Below are 14,736 nucleotides of genomic sequence, written 5' to 3' on the forward strand. Positions count from 1 at the left end.
GGCTCAATCCTGGATCGTGGCGCCGAGCTCGCGCATGAGCGGAATGAAGGACGGGAAGCTCGTGGCGATCATGGCTCCGTCATCGACCGTCATCGGCTGGTCCGTCGCCAGGCCCATGACCAGGAACGCCATGGCGATGCGATGGTCGAGATGGGTGGCCACCGGGTTGCCGCCTCCGCGAACCTTGCCGTTCGACCCATGGACGAGGAGGTCGTCGCCTTGGATCTCGTGCTCGACGCCGGCCTCTGCGAGGCCCGCGGCGACGGCCGCGAGGCGGTCGGATTCCTTCACGCGCAGCTCATGAAGACCCTGCATCCGGGTCGTGCCCTGGGCGAACGAGGCCGCGACGGCGAGAATGGGGTATTCGTCGATCATGGACGGAGCCCGGGCATGGGGAACCGTGACACCGATGAGGCGGCTGTGGCGGACGCGCAGGTCGGCGACCGTCTCGCCACCCTCGTCGCGCTCGTTGAGGCGCTCGATGGAGGCGCCCATCTCGATCAGGGTGGTGATGAGGCCCGTGCGCAGCGGGTTCATCATCACGCCCTCGATCACCACGTCGGAGCCTGGGGTGATCAACGCCGCTACCAGGGGGAAGGCCGCCGAGGAGGGGTCGGTCGGCACGACGATGTCGGTGCCGCGCAGCTCGGGCTGGCCCTGGAGCGTGATGGCGCGACCGTCGGGGCCGTGCGGGACGACCTCGACGCTCGCCCCGAAATGGCGGAGCATCCGCTCCGTGTGGTCGCGGGTGGCTTCGCGCTCGACCACCGTGGTCCTGCCCGGGGAGTTGAGGCCGGCAAGCAGGATCGCCGACTTGATCTGGGCCGAGGCGGCCGGGGTCTCGTAGGTGATCGGGATCGTCTCCTTTGGACCGCGCAGGGTGAGGGGCACCCGTCCGCCCTCGGCCTCGCTGACCACGATGACGCCCATCTTCGTGAGCGGGTCGAGGATCCGGCGCATGGGCCGCTTGCGCAGCGAGGCGTCGCCGTCGAAGGTGCTCGTGATCGGGTGGCTTCCGGCCACGCCCATCATGAGGCGCGAACCGGTGCCCGCATTGCCGAAATCAAGAACGTCCTTGGGCTCGCTCAATCCGCCGATGCCCGCGCCGACGATCCGCCACCGGCCGGGCGCCTCGCGGGTGATGGTGGCGCCGAGCGCCCGGCAGGCCTCTGCGGTGCGCAGCACGTCATCCCCCTCCAGGAGGCCTTCGACCCGGGTCTCGCCGATGGAGAGAAGCCCGAAGATCATGGAGCGGTGCGAAATCGACTTGTCGCCGGGCACGCGGATGCGCCCTTTCAGGGGCGTTCCAGGCCTGCTGGCGACAGGGGACGGCGATCCGTGCGCGTGCGACATTTCGGGTTCCTCGAGACTCCTTATCAGGGCGGGCTCCTAACACGGGGTTTTCCCGCCGTCACGCGCAAGCTGGCACGCGCCGTCGCCCGCTCTTGCAATTTCCTATTTGACAAGCCATTCCCTCATGACTAACGGAGCCTTCCCAACCATTCACACTTGATCAAGGCAATCACCGTGGCCAAACCGGAACTCGGCTTGAAGCGCCAGTGCATGAGCTGCGGCGCAAAATTCTACGATCTCAACAAGGACCCGGCGGTCTGCCCGAAATGCGGCACCGTCTTCCAGGCCGTCGCCATGAGCCGCGTCGCCGCCCCCGTGGTTGCCCGCGCGGCGGTCGCCGCCCCTGACGACGACGAGACCGATCTCGAGACGACCGGGCCGGAGATGGTCTCCCTCGACGAGGTCGAGGCGGGCGAGAACGAGAAGGACATCCCGACCGACGACGACATCGACGTGGCCGACGACGTGGCCGACGACGATACCTTCCTCGAGGACGAGGAAGAGGGCGACGACGACGTGTCCGACCTGATCGACAGCGATCTGGAAGACGACGAAGAGGCTTGAACCTCGGATCGGAGGCGACTATAGAGGCGCCTCTGCTTCGACAGAGACCGCCGCGGCACCCCAGGCGCCGCGGCCCAAATGGGGCCATAGCTCAGCTGGGAGAGCGCTTGCATGGCATGCAAGAGGTCGGCGGTTCGATCCCGCCTGGCTCCACCAATCCTTCAAAAACAGCCGCCTTATGGCGGCTTTTTTGTTACATCGGCTCGGTTCGAGGGCCGAAATCTACTCCCAAAGCATAGGCTTCGGAGCGATCGTTCGTCCTTTTGCTCATGGCAACGACGCCGATCTTCATTTTTAGTCGCAGTGCCTTAAGCTAAGGCAAAGCCCATTAGCTACCGAAAGCGGGAACGATGACGACGCGCGTCCAGACGAACGGCCTCCAGGTTGCACCGGTTCTTCACGATTTCATCGAACGGGAAGCGCTGGCTGGCACGGGAGTATCGAGTTCCGCCTTCTGGGCCGGCCTGGCCGGGCTCGTCCGGGACTTCGCTCCCCGTGACCGCGAATTGCTCGCCGTCCGCGACAAGATTCAGGGGCAGATCGACGAGTATCATCGGGCCCGCGCCGGCAAGCCTTTCGACCAGGCGGATTACGAGCGCTTCCTGCGCGATATCGGCTATCTCCTGCCCGAGCCGGAGGATTTTTCCGTCCAGACCCAGCATGTGGACGACGAGATCGCCCGCATCGCCGGTCCCCAGCTCGTGGTTCCGGTCTCCAATGCCCGCTATGCGCTCAACGCTGCCAATGCCCGCTGGGGCAGCCTCTACGATGCCCTCTACGGCACCGATGCCATCCCGGAGGAGGAGGGCGCCACCCGCTCGGGCGGCTACAACAAGGAGCGTGGAGCCAAGGTCGTGGAGCGCGCCCGCGAGGTGCTGGACCGGGCCGCGCCGCTCGCCGGCGGAAGCCACCGGGATGCGGCGGGTTACGCGGACCGGGACGGAGCGCTCATCGTCACCCTGCAGGACGGCACCGAGACCGGCCTGATCGATCCGACCCAGTTCGTCGGCTACCAAGGCGATGCGGCCAACCCGTCCTCCGTGCTCCTGCGCCACAACAACCTGCATCTCGACATCCGCATCGACCGCTCGCACCCGATCGGCGCCGAGGATCCGGCCGGCATCGCCGACGTGGTGCTGGAATCGGCCGTCTCCACCATCATGGACCTGGAGGATTCCGTCGCGGCCGTGGATGCCGAGGACAAGGTGCAGATCTACCGCACCTGGCTCGGGCTGATGAAGGGCGACCTCGTCGAGAGCTTCGAGAAGGGCGGAAAGACCGTCGAGCGCCGGCTCAACCCGGACCGGGTCTACACCATGCCCAGCAGCGGCGAACTGCGCCTGCACGGGCGCAGCCTCATGCTGGTGCGCAATGTGGGCCACCACATGTTCACCGATGCGGTGCTGGACGAGGCCGGCGAGGAGATTCCCGAGACCATTCTCGACGCCGCCGTCACGTCGCTGATCGCCGTCCACGACCTGAAGGGCCCGGGGCCGATCCGCAACAGCCGCGCCGGCTCAGTCTATATCGTGAAGCCCAAGATGCACGGGCCGGACGAGGTCGCTTTCGCCAACGACCTCTTCTCGGCCGTCGAGGACATGCTGGGTCTTGCCCGCAATACGCTGAAGATGGGCATCATGGACGAGGAGCGGCGCACCACCGTCAACCTCAAGGCCTGCATCAGAGCCGCATCCGAGCGCATCGTGTTCATCAACACGGGCTTCCTGGACCGCACCGGCGACGAGATTCACACCTCGATGGAAGCAGGTCCCATGATCCGCAAGAATGACATGAAGTCCACCGCCTGGATCAAGGCCTACGAGGACAACAACGTGGATGTGGGCCTCCTCTGCGGGCTGCCCGGCCGGGCGCAGATCGGCAAGGGCATGTGGGCGGCGCCCGATAAGATGGCCGACATGCTCGTGCAGAAGATCGGCCATCCGCAGGCCGGCGCCAGCACCGCCTGGGTGCCGTCACCCACGGCCGCGACGCTCCATGCGCTGCATTACCATGAGATCGACGTTCCCGTGCGCCAGGAGGAGCTGAAGGAGCGTCCGCGCGCCAAGCTGTCCGACATCCTGACCATTCCGGTGTCGCAGTCGAACTGGGCGCCGGACGCGGTGCAGCAGGAGCTCGACAACAACTGCCAGGGCATCCTCGGCTACGTGGTGCGCTGGATCGACCAGGGCGTCGGCTGCTCCAAAGTACCGGACATCCACGATGTGGGCCTGATGGAAGACCGCGCCACCTTACGCATCTCGAGCCAGCACCTCGCCAACTGGCTGCGCCACGGCATCGTGTCGAAGGACCAGGTGATGGAAACCCTGCGCCGCATGGCGGCCGTGGTGGACCGGCAGAATGCGGGCGATCCCGTCTATCGTCCCATGGCGCCCAAATTCGAGGGGCCGGCCTGGCACGCCGCCTGCGATCTGGTCTTCAAGGGCGCCGAGCAGCCGAACGGCTATACCGAATGGATCCTGCACGCGCGCCGCCGCGAGGCCAAGGCCGCAGGAGCGCCGGACCGCAGCGAGGAGAGCGGCGTCAAGACGAGGACGCAGGCGAAATAGGATGGGAAAGGGCGCCGCCGGTCGGCGCCCTTTTTTGTATCAATCGTTGTGATCGACCGATGCGGGGGCGAGCGCGTCGACCGTGCCGCCGATCAGGTTGCGGCTTAACAGATGCTCGGTCGTGAGCGCGAAGCGAACGGGCGTGAGGCCCGAGGGCAGGGAGGCCATCCAGTCCTTCAACCGGCGCGCGGCCGCCAGGGCCTCGTCCCGCTCCACGGCCCTGAAGCGCACGGCCGATCCGGGACGCATCTGGGCGAAGCGGGCGAGATCAGCGCTGATCACGGTGGCAATCTTGGGATAGCCTCCCGCGGTCTGCCGGTCGCGCATCAGCACGATGGGCTGTCCGCTGCCCGGCACCTGAATATGACCGTCCACGATGCCGTCCGAGACGATGTTGAACCCTTTTGCATGTTCCAGGCGCGGGCCGGTGAGCTGGAAGCCCATGCGGTCGGCCTGCGGGCTGATGGTGAATTCGCTTTCCAGGAACAAGCGAATGGTTTCCGGCGTGAAGTAATCGTCCTGAGGGCCCAGCATCACGCGGATCGGGCCGCTCTCCTCCAGCACATCGGCGGCAAGCTGCATCGCCTCCCTATCCTGGGCTTCGGACCGGCCTGGGAGGCGGTCTCCCGCTTTCAGCGGGGATCCCTTCAGGCCGCCGAGACGGGAGCGCAGATGGAACGAGAGGCTGCCCAGTTCAGGCTCGACCGCGAAGCCTCCCGCCACCGCAAGATAGGCGAAGGTTCCGGTCCGCGGATGCCCCACCTCCAGAACCTGACCCTCCTTGAGGAGCACGGAGGTCTGAGGGGCGACGGGCGTTCCATCGATGCTGAAGGAGCCTCCGGCACCGGCGAGCGCAACATGGAGGTCGCCGCCCTCGCACGTGAAGGCGCCGCCGAGATTCACGAACTCGATCGCGGCCGTCTCGGGCGCATTGCCGACGAGCACGTTCGCCATTGCGAGTGCGCGGCGGTCCATGGCGCCCGAGGGCGAGACGCCGAAGCCCTGGTAGCCGAGGCGCCCGCGATCCTGCAGGGACGTCATCGGGCCGCAGGATTTCACCACGAGATCGGTCATGGGCGCACCTCCTCGGCCACGGGTTCGCCGGCGAGTGCCGCTTTCTCCAGGGCCTCCCAGCGCGAAGCGTCGACCGGCTCGAAGACGATCTCGTCGCCGGCCGCGAACAGGAAGACCGGGTCGCGCCCCGGCGCATAGGGCCGAACCGGCGTCAGCCCGAGATTGTGCCAGCCGCTCGGCATGTCCATGGGGGCGATGCCCGCCTGCTCGCCGCCGATCATGATCGTGCCGGCCGGGATCTTGGCCCGGGGATGAAGCCGGCGGGACGTGGCGATCCGCTTGTCGAGCCCGCCCAGGTAGGTGAAGCCCGGCAGGAAGCCGATCATGTAGATGCGATAGATGGCCGAGGAATGGATATCGATCACCTGGTGCGGCGTCAGGCCATGCTGGCTCGCCACCTCGTCGAGGTCGATGCCGTATTCGCCGCCATAGACGACCGGCACGCGCCAGCGCCGGCCGACGGCGTTGCGGGGCGGCAGGTTCCGCGTTTCGGCTTCCAGAAGGCCGACCAGGGCATCATAATCGGTGGCCACCGGGTCGAACTGGATCGTAAGCGAGCGATAGGTGGGCACCGTCTCGATTAGACCGGCCGGAGCGCGGCTCCGGACGATGTCGTCGAGTGCCAGAACCATGCCGTTGATGTCCGGGTTGATCGTGGAGCCGAACTCGACGGTGATGGCGCTGTCGCCGCAGGGAAGGATTTTCGGTGTCGGCACGATCCACCTGTTGACGATCCGGAAGGGTCTCATGCCCGCATCTCACATTGCCGCCGATCCGGCAACGGGTTCCGGAGCCATCGGGCCATGCATCCGAGGCAGACGAGGGGAGTGCCTGAGGGTCAGCCTTCCATGCTCCTTTCTGCTAGGCTCAACTTCGACCTGTTCTTTGTGTTATGCCACCCCATCTGATGCCTAGCGCCCAGGCTTAAGCGGAGTAGATCATGACTTTGACATCCAAGACAGCCGTCGTGACCGGCTCGACCAGCGGGATCGGCCTCGCCATTGCCCGGGCGCTCGCCAAGGAAGGCGCCAACGTCGTCATCAACGGCTTCGGCGATGCGGACGCCATCGAGAAGGAGCGGGCCGGCATCGAGCGCGAGTTCGCCGTCAAGGCGATCCATTCGCCGGCCGACATGTCGAAGCCACACGAGATCGAGGAGATGATCCGCCTCGCCGAGCGGACCTTTGGCTCCGTCGACATCCTCGTTAACAATGCGGGCATCCAGTTCGTCTCGCCGGTGGAGAATTTCCCGGTCGAGAAATGGGACCAGATCATCGCCATCAACCTGTCGTCGGCTTTCCACGCCATCCGCGCCGCAGTGCCGGGCATGAAAGCGCGCAAATGGGGCCGCATCATCAACACGGCCTCGGCCCATTCGCTGGTCGCCTCGCCGTTCAAGTCGGCCTATGTGGCGGCCAAGCACGGCATCGCGGGCCTAACCAAGACGGTGGCGCTGGAGGTGGCGACCGACGGCATCACGGTCAACTGCATCAGCCCCGGCTATGTCTGGACGCCGCTGGTCGAAAAGCAGATCCCCGACACCATGAAGGCGCGCAACATGACCAAGGAGCAGGTGATCAACGACGTGCTGCTGGAGGCGCAGCCCACCAAGCAGTTCGTGACCGTCGATCAGGTGGCTGCACTCGCCGTCTTCCTGTGCTCCGACGCCGCAAGCCAGATCTCGGGCGCGAACATGTCCATGGATGGCGGCTGGACCGCAAAGTAAGCGCAGGCTCGGAAAGCCCTAGAAATTTCACCGACCTCATCCTGAGGAGGTCGCGGAGCGACCGTCTCGAAGGAGGATCCAGTGCCCTCTGGATCCTCCTTCGAGACGCAGACTGCGTCCGCTCCTCAGGATGAGGGCTGAGTTTGTTGAGATGCAAAAGTTTGGCGGGGTTAACCCCTCGCAAACGCGTCCGTCGCCTCGATGAGGTGATGCGTGATGCCCGGCTCGCTCACGGCATGGCCCGCATCCGGCACCATGATGAACTTCGCCTCGGGCCAAGCCTTGTGCAGCTCCCAGGCGGTTTTCGGCGGGGTCGCGATGTCGTAGCGGCCCTGGATAATCACGCCCGGAATGTCCTTCAGGCGATGGGCGTTGCGGATGAGCTGCCCGTCCTCGAACCACCCCTCGTTGACGAAATAGTGGTTTTCGATCCGGGCGAAGGCGATGGCGTAATGCTCGTCGCCGAATTGATCGCTGTATTCCTGGTTGTGCAGGAGCGTGATCGTCTCGCCCTCCCACAGGCTCCAGGCCCGCGCCGCCTTCGCCCGGACGGCGGGATCGGGATCGATCAGGCGCCTGCGATAGGCCGCCATGAGGTCGCCGCGCTCCTCCTCCGGGATCGGAGCGAGAAAGCCTTCCCACTTGTCCGGGAAGATCCAGGAGGCACCCTCCTGGTAGTACCAGAGCAGCTCCGGGCGGCGGAGGGTGAAGATCCCGCGCAGCACCAGTTCGGTCACGCGCTCCGGATGCGTTTCCGCATAGGCAAGGGCGAGCGTCGAACCCCAGGAGCCGCCGAACACCATCCACTTGTCCACACCCATCATGGCGCGCAAGCGCTCGATATCGGCCACGAGATGCCAGGTGGTGTTGGCCTCGAGGCTCGCATAGGGCGTCGAGCGCCCGCAGCCGCGCTGGTCGAAGAGCAGGATGCGATACTTGTCCGGATCGAACAGCCGGCGCTGGGTCGGCGTGCAGCCGCCGCCGGGGCCGCCATGAAGGAAAACCACGGGTTTCCCCTGCGGGTTGCCACACATTTCCCAATAGACCCGGTGACCGTCGCCGACGTCGAGCATCCCGTGATCGTAGGGTTCTATTTCGGGGTAGAAGGTGCGCATCGCAAAGGCTCCATCAAGGGAAGCCTATCCATAGCCGGGCAGGGGAGGGCTGTCAGCCATTCGGGCAGATTTGTAAGCCGGCTTCGAACCCACTAGCGCGTCGTTCAACTGTCATATAATTTTGCAACTGGGGAACAAGGGTGAAAAGCCCAACCACATTGGAGGACTAGGATGTTGACCAAACGCGCCAGCCTGAAACTGGCTACGGCTCTCGCCGCTCTCATGGTTGTCGGTTCGGCGCAGGCCGCCGAGAAGCTGCGGCTCCTGACCTGGGCCGATTACGCTCCGAAAGACGTGATCGATCAGTTCACGAAGGAAACTGGCATCGAAGTCGAGGTCACCCTCTCGAACAACGAGGAGATGATCTCGAAGCTGCGCGCCACGCAGGGCGCAGGCTTCGACCTCGTCCAGCCGAGCCAGGACCGCATCGCCGGCCCGCAGGCGGAGTTCGGCATCTACAAGCCGCTCGACCTCTCGAAGCTCAAGTCCGATCAGTTCATCGCCTCCATGCTGGAAGCGACCAAGAAGAACACCACGGTCGGCGGCAAGGTCTACGGCGTTCCCCACATCTGGGGCACCGACGGGCTGATCGTGAACACCAAGGCAGCGCCCAAGGTCGCCGATTACAATGATCTCTGCGATGCAGCGATTGCCGGCAAGGCCAGCTTCCGCGCCAAGCGCCCCGCGCTCATCGCCTTCGCCTTCGCCAACGGCATGGATCCCTTCGCGTCGTACGGCGACGCCAAGGCCTATGCGGCCATGATGGACAAGGTCGGCGCCAAGCTCGCCGAATGCAAGAAGAACGTGAAGTTCTTCTGGGACGGCAAGGACCAGCTCCTCAACGCCCTGCGCTCCGGCGAAGTGGTGGCGGCCATGGCCTGGGACACAGGCGGCTGGAAGCTCAACTCCGAGAACCCGGACATCAAATTCATCGCGCCGAAGTCAGGCGCGCTGGGCTGGGTCGACACGTTCGCGATCCCCGCCAAGGGCCGCAATGACGATGCCGCCTACAAGTGGATCAATTTCAACATGAAGCCCGAGATTGCCGCGAAGGTCGCCGCCTCCGCGGGCAACTTCACGGCCTCGAACGGTGCCGACAAGCTCATGCAGGGCAAGCTGAAGGACCAGTTTGCCGAGAGCTTCCCGAAGGCCGCCATCGACAACATCAAGTGGTATCCGGCCGTGCCTGCCGGCATCGAGGAGATCGAGGGCAAGGTCCTCGACCGTTTGAAGGCCGGTTCGTAAAAGTCCGTCGTAGTGTATCATCATCCCCCAGCTTGTCTGGGGGATGACTTTTTGCGTGGCAGCGTCATGGCCCATTCCACCGATCTCGACATCGTCAACGTCACCAAGCGTTTCGGCAGCCATGCGGCCGTCGACGACGTGACGTTCAGCGTCGCTCCCGGCGAGTTCTTCTCGATCCTCGGCCCCTCCGGCTGCGGCAAGACCACCCTGATGCGCATGATCGCGGGGTTCGATCATCCGACCTCCGGCGACATCCGCATCCGTGGGCAATCGATGATCGGCGTTCCCGCCAACAAGCGCCCGGTCAACATGGTGTTCCAGAGCCTCGCGCTCTTTCCCATGATGAGCGTGGGCGAGAACGTGGCCTATGGGCTCGCCTGCCGCGGTGTGCCGCGCGAGGACGCGAAGGCGCGCGCCGAACGCATGCTGGAGCGCGTCGGCCTGAAAGGTTTCGGCGAGCGCCGCGTGACGGCCTTGTCCGGCGGCCAGCGGCAGCGCGTGGCCATCGCCCGCTGCCTCGTGCTGGAGCCCACCCTCGTTCTCCTCGACGAGCCCCTCGGGGCGCTCGACCTGAAGCTGCGCGAGCACATGAAGATCGAGCTGAAGCAGCTGCAGGGCACCTTCAACACCACCTTCGCGTACATCACGCACGACCAGTCGGAGGCGCTCGTCATGTCCGACCGGATCGCCGTGATGAACCAGGGCAAGTTCGAGCAGGTGGGAAGCCCACGCGAGCTCTACCACAACCCGGCCACGCCCTTCGTCGCGAGTTTCGTCGGCGAGACGAACCGCTGGCCGGGTGAGATCGTGTCTTCGTCTAACGGCACCGTGGCCCTGCAATTGCCCTCGGGAATGGTGACCCAAGGATCAGGCCGCGTTCCGCAAAAGAGCGCCGTTGCCTTCGTGCGACCGGAGGCGATCGCTCTGGCGGCGAGCCAGCCGGCCTTGCGCGACCTTCCGAACCGCTTCGAGGGCCGGGTGTCGGCCGTACTCTTCGACGGGGCCAATTCGAGCCTGCTCATCGAGACGCTGGGCTTCGATCAGCCTGTGCGCGCCGTGCTGCCCCAGGCCGGTCCGCTCGCCGGCATCGAGGTCGGCGCGCCGATCCACGTGGGCTGGACGGCGGACGCCATGAAGGTCTTCGCCGCATGATGACGAAACAGGCATCGCGCCTCACGTTCTTCCTGCTGGTCGCTCCCGCGATCCTGTGGCTCGGGCTTCTCATCGTGCTGCCGCACGTGGAAATCCTCATCCTCTCCTTCAGCGAACGCGTGGCGCCGCGGGTCTATGCCTTCGGCTTCGGCAATTATCTCGAGTTCTTCACCGAGCCGCTCTACTGGCGCACCTTTGCGCGCACCGCTTTCATGTCGATCCTGGTGACGGCGCTGACCCTCGTGCTCGCCTTTCCCATCGCGCTCTACATCGCCCGCGTGGCGCAAGGGCGGGTGAAGGCGATGCTGCTGCTGCTCTGCCTGCTGCCGTTCTGGGTGTCGGAGCTCGTGCGAACCCTCGGCTGGATGATGCTGCTGCGCGAGACGGGCGTGATCTCCTATGTCCTTCGGGCGGTCGGCCTCGCCGACCAGCCGGTGGAGCTTCTCTACAACGACGGTGCCGTGATCCTGGGCCTCGTCTATGGCGGGTTGCTGTTCATGATCGTGCCCTTGGCCAACGCGCTGGAAAGCCTGGATCAATCCGTGGTCGAGGCGGGCTTCGATCTCGGCGGCAGCCGCTGGACGGTTCTGCGCCGGATCGTCATTCCCCATGCGATGCCGGGCATCGTCGCGGGCTCGATCATCGTGTTCATGCTGACCGTCGGCAATTTCGCCACGCCCGTGCTGCTCGGCGGCAAGAACGGCCTGTGGTTCACCGAGCAGATCTACGCGCAGTTCATCACGCGCTTCAACTGGCCCCAGGGCGCAGCCTTCGGCATGCTGCTTCTGCTGCTCTCCTCGGCCATCGTGTGGCTGGGCCTGCGTCTCACCGGCCAGAGCCTCGGCACCACCCTGAAACAGGCCTGATGACCATGAACCGCCCGTCCATCGCCTGGAAAATCTACATCGCGGCGTTCTACATCTTTCTGTTCGCGCCGCTGCTCGTCGTGGCGATCTTCGCGTTCAACGCGAGCCCGTTCCCGTCGCCGCCCTGGCGGGGCTTCACCCTCGAATGGTTCACCGGCACGGGCGCCGTGTTCGGCAAGCCCGGCGTGCTGGCGGACCCGATTTGGCTCGACAGCATCGGCAACAGCTTCAAGGTCGCGGTTCCCGTGGCGCTGCTGGCGGTTCTCCTCGGCACGGTCAATGCCTGGGTGCTGGAGCGGGCCGAGTTCCGCGGCAAGACCTTCCTGGCCATGATGATGCTCTGGCCGCTCGTCATCCCCGGCGTGGTGCTCGGCATCTCGATCCTCGCCTTCTTCTCACGGCTGGCGAACGGGCTCGAGGAATGGCTTCAGACCGATCTCGACTTCCTGCGGCCCGGGCTGACCCTCGTGATCCTGGGACAGCTGTCCTTCATCCTGACGATCTCGACCCTCATCATCGCCGCGCGCCTGCGCAAGTTCGACCGTTCGCTGGAGGAAGCGGCTTTCGATCTCGGCGCCAGCCGTGCCCGCGTGCTGCGCACCGTCACGCTGCCGTTCTTAAGCCCCGCGCTCATCGGCGCCGGGCTCGTGGCCCTGCTCATGTCGTTCGAGAACTTCAACACGACCCTGATGCTGGTCGGCTCCGACGCGCCCCTGCCGATCACCATGTACGGCCAGATGCGCGAGGGCGCGACCCCGGCGATCAATGCGGTGAGCCTGCTGCTGATGCTCGGCGTCGGTGGCATCGCGAGTGTGTTTGCGCTGACGTCGAAGGCGGAGCGGTAGATTTACCGCCACGTCATCACCGGCCTCGTGCCGGTGATCTCGCTTCGGTAAGGCGCCGTGCTTTTGCTTATCGGGATGGCCGGCACAAGGCCGGCCATGACGTGGTGGGTGTCATCCCCGGCGCACGAAGTGCGGGAAGGGGATCCACTTACAAGCGCTGAGCGACGGATTCCCTTCTCCTCCGCTGCGTGTCCTCCCGGGAATGACACTGAGGAGTGTCGGTAATCCCAAAAAGCTCACTGCCCCCAGGTGCGCTCCAGGACGTTCACCCAGTTCTCGTGGCAGAGCTTGCGCAGGGTCGCTTCGTCGTAGCCGTGGCGGCGCATGGCGTCGACGAGGCGGGGCAGGCCGCGCGCGTCGCCGATCTCGGCCGGGATGGTGGCGCCGTCGAAGTCGGAGCCGAGGCCGACGCCGTCGACGCCCACATGCTCGATCAGGTGATCCATGTGGCGGATCATCTCCTCCAGCGGCGTGTCGTCGTTGCGCTGGCCGTCGGGGCGGATGAACGAGGTGGCGAAGTTGACGCCGACCATGCCGCGGCTCTCGCGGATAGCCGCGAGCTGCTTGTCGGTCAGGTTGCGCGAGTGCTGGCAGATCTCCCACGCGTTGGAATGGGTGGCGACGAGCGGCGCGTCGGAGAGGCGCGCCACGTCCCAGAATCCCTTCTCGTTGAGGTGCGAGAGGTCGATCATGATCTTGAGGCGGTTGCACGCGCGCACCAGCTCGAGGCCTCGATCCGTCAGGCCGGGGCCGGTATCCGGCGTCGAGGGATAGCGGAACGGTACGCCGTGGCCGAAGATGTTGGGCCGGCTCCAGACCGGGCCGATGGAGCGCAGGCCGCTCTCGTAGAGCACGTCCAGCATGTGCAGGTCCGGGTCGATGCCCTCGGCACCCTCGATATGCAGGATGGCCGCGAGCCGGCCGGTGTCGAGGCACTGGCGGATGTCGGCGGCCGTGCGGCAGATCTTCACCTCGCCCTTCGAGGCGCGCTCGATGCGGATGAGGAGCGAGGCCATGTGAACGGTGACCTGCTGGCTCGGCGCGAGCGCCAGCTGCGACGGCAGGGGCACGTCGTAGCGCGACTGTGTCATGAGCGCGTCCACGTCGATGCCGGTGCCGTCACTGTCCGACGGCACGTAGACGGCGAAGAACCCTCCCAGGAGGCCGCCCTGCTTCATGCGCGGCCAATCGAGATGCCCTAAATTGTCGCCTTCCAGGAAAGCCCGCTCCGGCTGGAGCTTGCCGCGCATCAGGCGGAGGAGGACGTCGTTATGGCCATCGAAGACGGGCATCGGGGAAGAGGAGGACATGGTTTCGTGCCAAGCAGTTGAAATTGGAAAAATCGGGTTTGGAGATGATTGCACCGATGTGAAATCATCTCCCTTCTTCGCATTGTCGCATCTTTACACGCAAAATCGGTTTCCGCTTTTCCGCACGATGCACTAGCCGGCCAGCGACTGGGGCGGCTGTTTTGCACTTCTCGTAAAGCCCTGGCTCGCGTGGATCAGGGACTGGGTATACTCGTTCGAGGCCGCGCCCGAGCGCAACGCCGCGGAGGTGGTTTCCTCGACGGCTTCGCCGTGGCGCATGACCAGGAGACGCTCGCACAGATGCGCGACGACGGCGAGGTCGTGGCTCACCAGGATATAGGTCAGCCCCATCTTGCGGCGCAGGTCGTCGAGCAGGTTCAGGATTTCAGCCTGCACGGACGCGTCGAGCGCCGAGGTCGGCTCGTCGAGCAGCAGGACCTTCGGGCGCAGGATCAGCGCGCGGGCGATGGCGATGCGCTGGCGCTGGCCTCCGGAGAGCTGGTGCGGATAGCGGAATCGGAAGGAGGGGCCGAGGCCCACCTCGCGCAGGGCCTGGAGGATGCGCGCTTCCGCGTCCTTCTCCCCATGAATGGCGAGCGGCTCCGAAAGCGTGCGGTCGACTGTGTGGCGGGGATGGAGCGAGGCGTAGGGATCCTGGAAGACCATCTGCACCGTCCGGTAGAAGGCTTTTCCGCGCGGCGTGGTGACTTCCTTCCCATCGACGAGGACATGTCCTGTCGTGATCGGCGCCAAGCCGCAGATAGCGCGCAGCACCGTCGACTTGCCGGAGCCGGATTCACCGACGAGCCCATAGGCCTCGCCAGGGTTCACGTGGAAGCTCACGTCCTTGACCGCATCGACCCTGAGGCGGCCGGTGCCGAAGACGACTTGAAGATTCTGAATATCGAGCATCGGATCT

13 protein-coding genes and 1 tRNA gene are annotated in these 14,736 nt (G+C 65.4%); 8 read left to right on the forward strand and 6 right to left on the reverse strand.

Going from position 1 to position 14,736, the window contains the following annotated elements:
• Window positions 1-3: 3 nt before the first annotated feature.
• Window positions 4-1,353 (reverse strand): 3-phosphoshikimate 1-carboxyvinyltransferase, encoded by a 1,350-nt coding sequence (gene aroA / locus AB4097_RS03370; RefSeq protein ID WP_442037194.1) that lies wholly within the window; start codon window positions 1,351-1,353, stop codon window positions 4-6.
• Window positions 1,354-1,527: 174 nt separating this feature from the next.
• Between aroA and AB4097_RS03375 the strand changes: the two genes are divergently transcribed.
• From AB4097_RS03375 to AB4097_RS03385, 3 genes are all read left to right on the forward strand, one after another.
• Window positions 1,528-1,917 (forward strand): TIGR02300 family protein, encoded by a 390-nt coding sequence (locus AB4097_RS03375; RefSeq protein ID WP_442037195.1) that lies wholly within the window; start codon window positions 1,528-1,530, stop codon window positions 1,915-1,917.
• A gap of 80 nt (window positions 1,918-1,997) precedes the next feature.
• A tRNA-Ala gene (locus tag AB4097_RS03380) sits at window positions 1,998-2,073 on the forward strand.
• A gap of 194 nt (window positions 2,074-2,267) precedes the next feature.
• On the forward strand, window positions 2,268-4,484 hold the full coding sequence (locus AB4097_RS03385) for a malate synthase G (RefSeq protein ID WP_442037196.1): 2,217 nt from the start codon (window positions 2,268-2,270) through the stop codon (window positions 4,482-4,484).
• 39 nt (window positions 4,485-4,523) lie between these two features.
• On the opposite strand, the gene AB4097_RS03390 is transcribed toward AB4097_RS03385, so the two are convergent.
• Complete coding sequence (locus AB4097_RS03390) at window positions 4,524-5,558, reverse strand: biotin-dependent carboxyltransferase family protein (protein ID WP_442037197.1); 1,035 nt, start codon at window positions 5,556-5,558, stop codon at window positions 4,524-4,526.
• Window positions 5,555-6,307 (reverse strand): 5-oxoprolinase subunit PxpB, encoded by a 753-nt coding sequence (gene pxpB / locus AB4097_RS03395; protein WP_442037198.1) that lies wholly within the window; start codon window positions 6,305-6,307, stop codon window positions 5,555-5,557. The genes AB4097_RS03390 and pxpB overlap by 4 nt, the downstream gene beginning before the upstream one ends.
• 191 nt (window positions 6,308-6,498) lie before the next feature.
• On the opposite strand from pxpB, the gene AB4097_RS03400 reads away from it, so the two are divergent.
• Window positions 6,499-7,284 (forward strand): 3-hydroxybutyrate dehydrogenase, encoded by a 786-nt coding sequence (locus AB4097_RS03400; RefSeq protein ID WP_442037199.1) that lies wholly within the window; start codon window positions 6,499-6,501, stop codon window positions 7,282-7,284.
• A 170-nt stretch (window positions 7,285-7,454) separates the two neighbouring features.
• Here the strand turns inward: AB4097_RS03400 and pip are convergent, their stop codons facing one another.
• Window positions 7,455-8,399: a prolyl aminopeptidase gene (gene pip / locus AB4097_RS03405; protein WP_442037200.1), complete on the reverse strand. Its 945-nt coding sequence runs from the start codon at window positions 8,397-8,399 to the stop codon at window positions 7,455-7,457.
• Window positions 8,400-8,570: 171 nt separating this feature from the next.
• On the opposite strand from pip, the gene AB4097_RS03410 reads away from it, so the two are divergent.
• From AB4097_RS03410 to AB4097_RS03425, 4 genes are all read left to right on the forward strand, one after another.
• Window positions 8,571-9,644 (forward strand): extracellular solute-binding protein, encoded by a 1,074-nt coding sequence (locus AB4097_RS03410; protein ID WP_442037201.1) that lies wholly within the window; start codon window positions 8,571-8,573, stop codon window positions 9,642-9,644.
• Between the two features lie 66 nt (window positions 9,645-9,710).
• Window positions 9,711-10,796, forward strand: coding sequence for an ABC transporter ATP-binding protein (locus tag AB4097_RS03415; RefSeq protein WP_442037202.1), 1,086 nt, complete (start codon window positions 9,711-9,713; stop codon window positions 10,794-10,796).
• Entirely contained in the window at window positions 10,793-11,662 is an 870-nt protein-coding gene (locus AB4097_RS03420; RefSeq protein ID WP_442037203.1) for an ABC transporter permease, read from the forward strand. Before AB4097_RS03415 ends, AB4097_RS03420 begins: the two co-directional genes overlap by 4 nt.
• Entirely contained in the window at window positions 11,662-12,507 is an 846-nt protein-coding gene (locus AB4097_RS03425) for an ABC transporter permease (protein ID WP_442037204.1), read from the forward strand. Before AB4097_RS03420 ends, AB4097_RS03425 begins: the two co-directional genes overlap by 1 nt.
• A 236-nt stretch (window positions 12,508-12,743) precedes the next feature.
• On the opposite strand, the gene AB4097_RS03430 is transcribed toward AB4097_RS03425, so the two are convergent.
• Complete coding sequence (locus tag AB4097_RS03430) at window positions 12,744-13,817, reverse strand: dipeptidase (protein ID WP_442037205.1); 1,074 nt, start codon at window positions 13,815-13,817, stop codon at window positions 12,744-12,746.
• Between the two features lie 132 nt (window positions 13,818-13,949).
• Window positions 13,950-14,729 carry an ABC transporter ATP-binding protein gene (locus AB4097_RS03435; RefSeq protein WP_442037206.1) on the reverse strand — a complete coding sequence of 260 codons (780 nt, stop codon included), beginning with the start codon at window positions 14,727-14,729 and terminating at the stop codon, window positions 13,950-13,952.
• Between the last annotated feature and the right edge of the window lie 7 nt (window positions 14,730-14,736).

Source organism: Microvirga sp. 2MCAF35 (assembly GCF_052115545.1).
Classification (GTDB): Bacteria; Pseudomonadota; Alphaproteobacteria; order Rhizobiales; family Beijerinckiaceae; genus Microvirga.

What these genes read in the sequence shown, in the direction of transcription:
- aroA (WP_442037194.1), bottom strand. Translation starts at nt 1,353, where the DNA reads ATGTCGCACGCGCACGGATCGCCGTCCCCTGTCGCCAGCAGGCCTGGA.
- AB4097_RS03385 (WP_442037196.1), top strand. Translation starts at nt 2,268, where the DNA reads ATGACGACGCGCGTCCAGACGAACGGCCTCCAGGTTGCACCGGTTCTT.
- AB4097_RS03390 (WP_442037197.1), bottom strand. Translation starts at nt 5,558, where the DNA reads ATGACCGATCTCGTGGTGAAATCCTGCGGCCCGATGACGTCCCTGCAG.
- pxpB (WP_442037198.1), bottom strand. Translation starts at nt 6,307, where the DNA reads ATGAGACCCTTCCGGATCGTCAACAGGTGGATCGTGCCGACACCGAAA.
- AB4097_RS03400 (WP_442037199.1), top strand. Translation starts at nt 6,499, where the DNA reads ATGACTTTGACATCCAAGACAGCCGTCGTGACCGGCTCGACCAGCGGG.
- pip (WP_442037200.1), bottom strand. Translation starts at nt 8,399, where the DNA reads ATGCGCACCTTCTACCCCGAAATAGAACCCTACGATCACGGGATGCTC.
- AB4097_RS03410 (WP_442037201.1), top strand. Translation starts at nt 8,571, where the DNA reads ATGTTGACCAAACGCGCCAGCCTGAAACTGGCTACGGCTCTCGCCGCT.
- AB4097_RS03415 (WP_442037202.1), top strand. Translation starts at nt 9,711, where the DNA reads ATGGCCCATTCCACCGATCTCGACATCGTCAACGTCACCAAGCGTTTC.
- AB4097_RS03420 (WP_442037203.1), top strand. Translation starts at nt 10,793, where the DNA reads ATGATGACGAAACAGGCATCGCGCCTCACGTTCTTCCTGCTGGTCGCT.
- AB4097_RS03425 (WP_442037204.1), top strand. Translation starts at nt 11,662, where the DNA reads ATGACCATGAACCGCCCGTCCATCGCCTGGAAAATCTACATCGCGGCG.
- AB4097_RS03430 (WP_442037205.1), bottom strand. Translation starts at nt 13,817, where the DNA reads ATGTCCTCCTCTTCCCCGATGCCCGTCTTCGATGGCCATAACGACGTC.
- AB4097_RS03435 (WP_442037206.1), bottom strand. Translation starts at nt 14,729, where the DNA reads ATGCTCGATATTCAGAATCTTCAAGTCGTCTTCGGCACCGGCCGCCTC.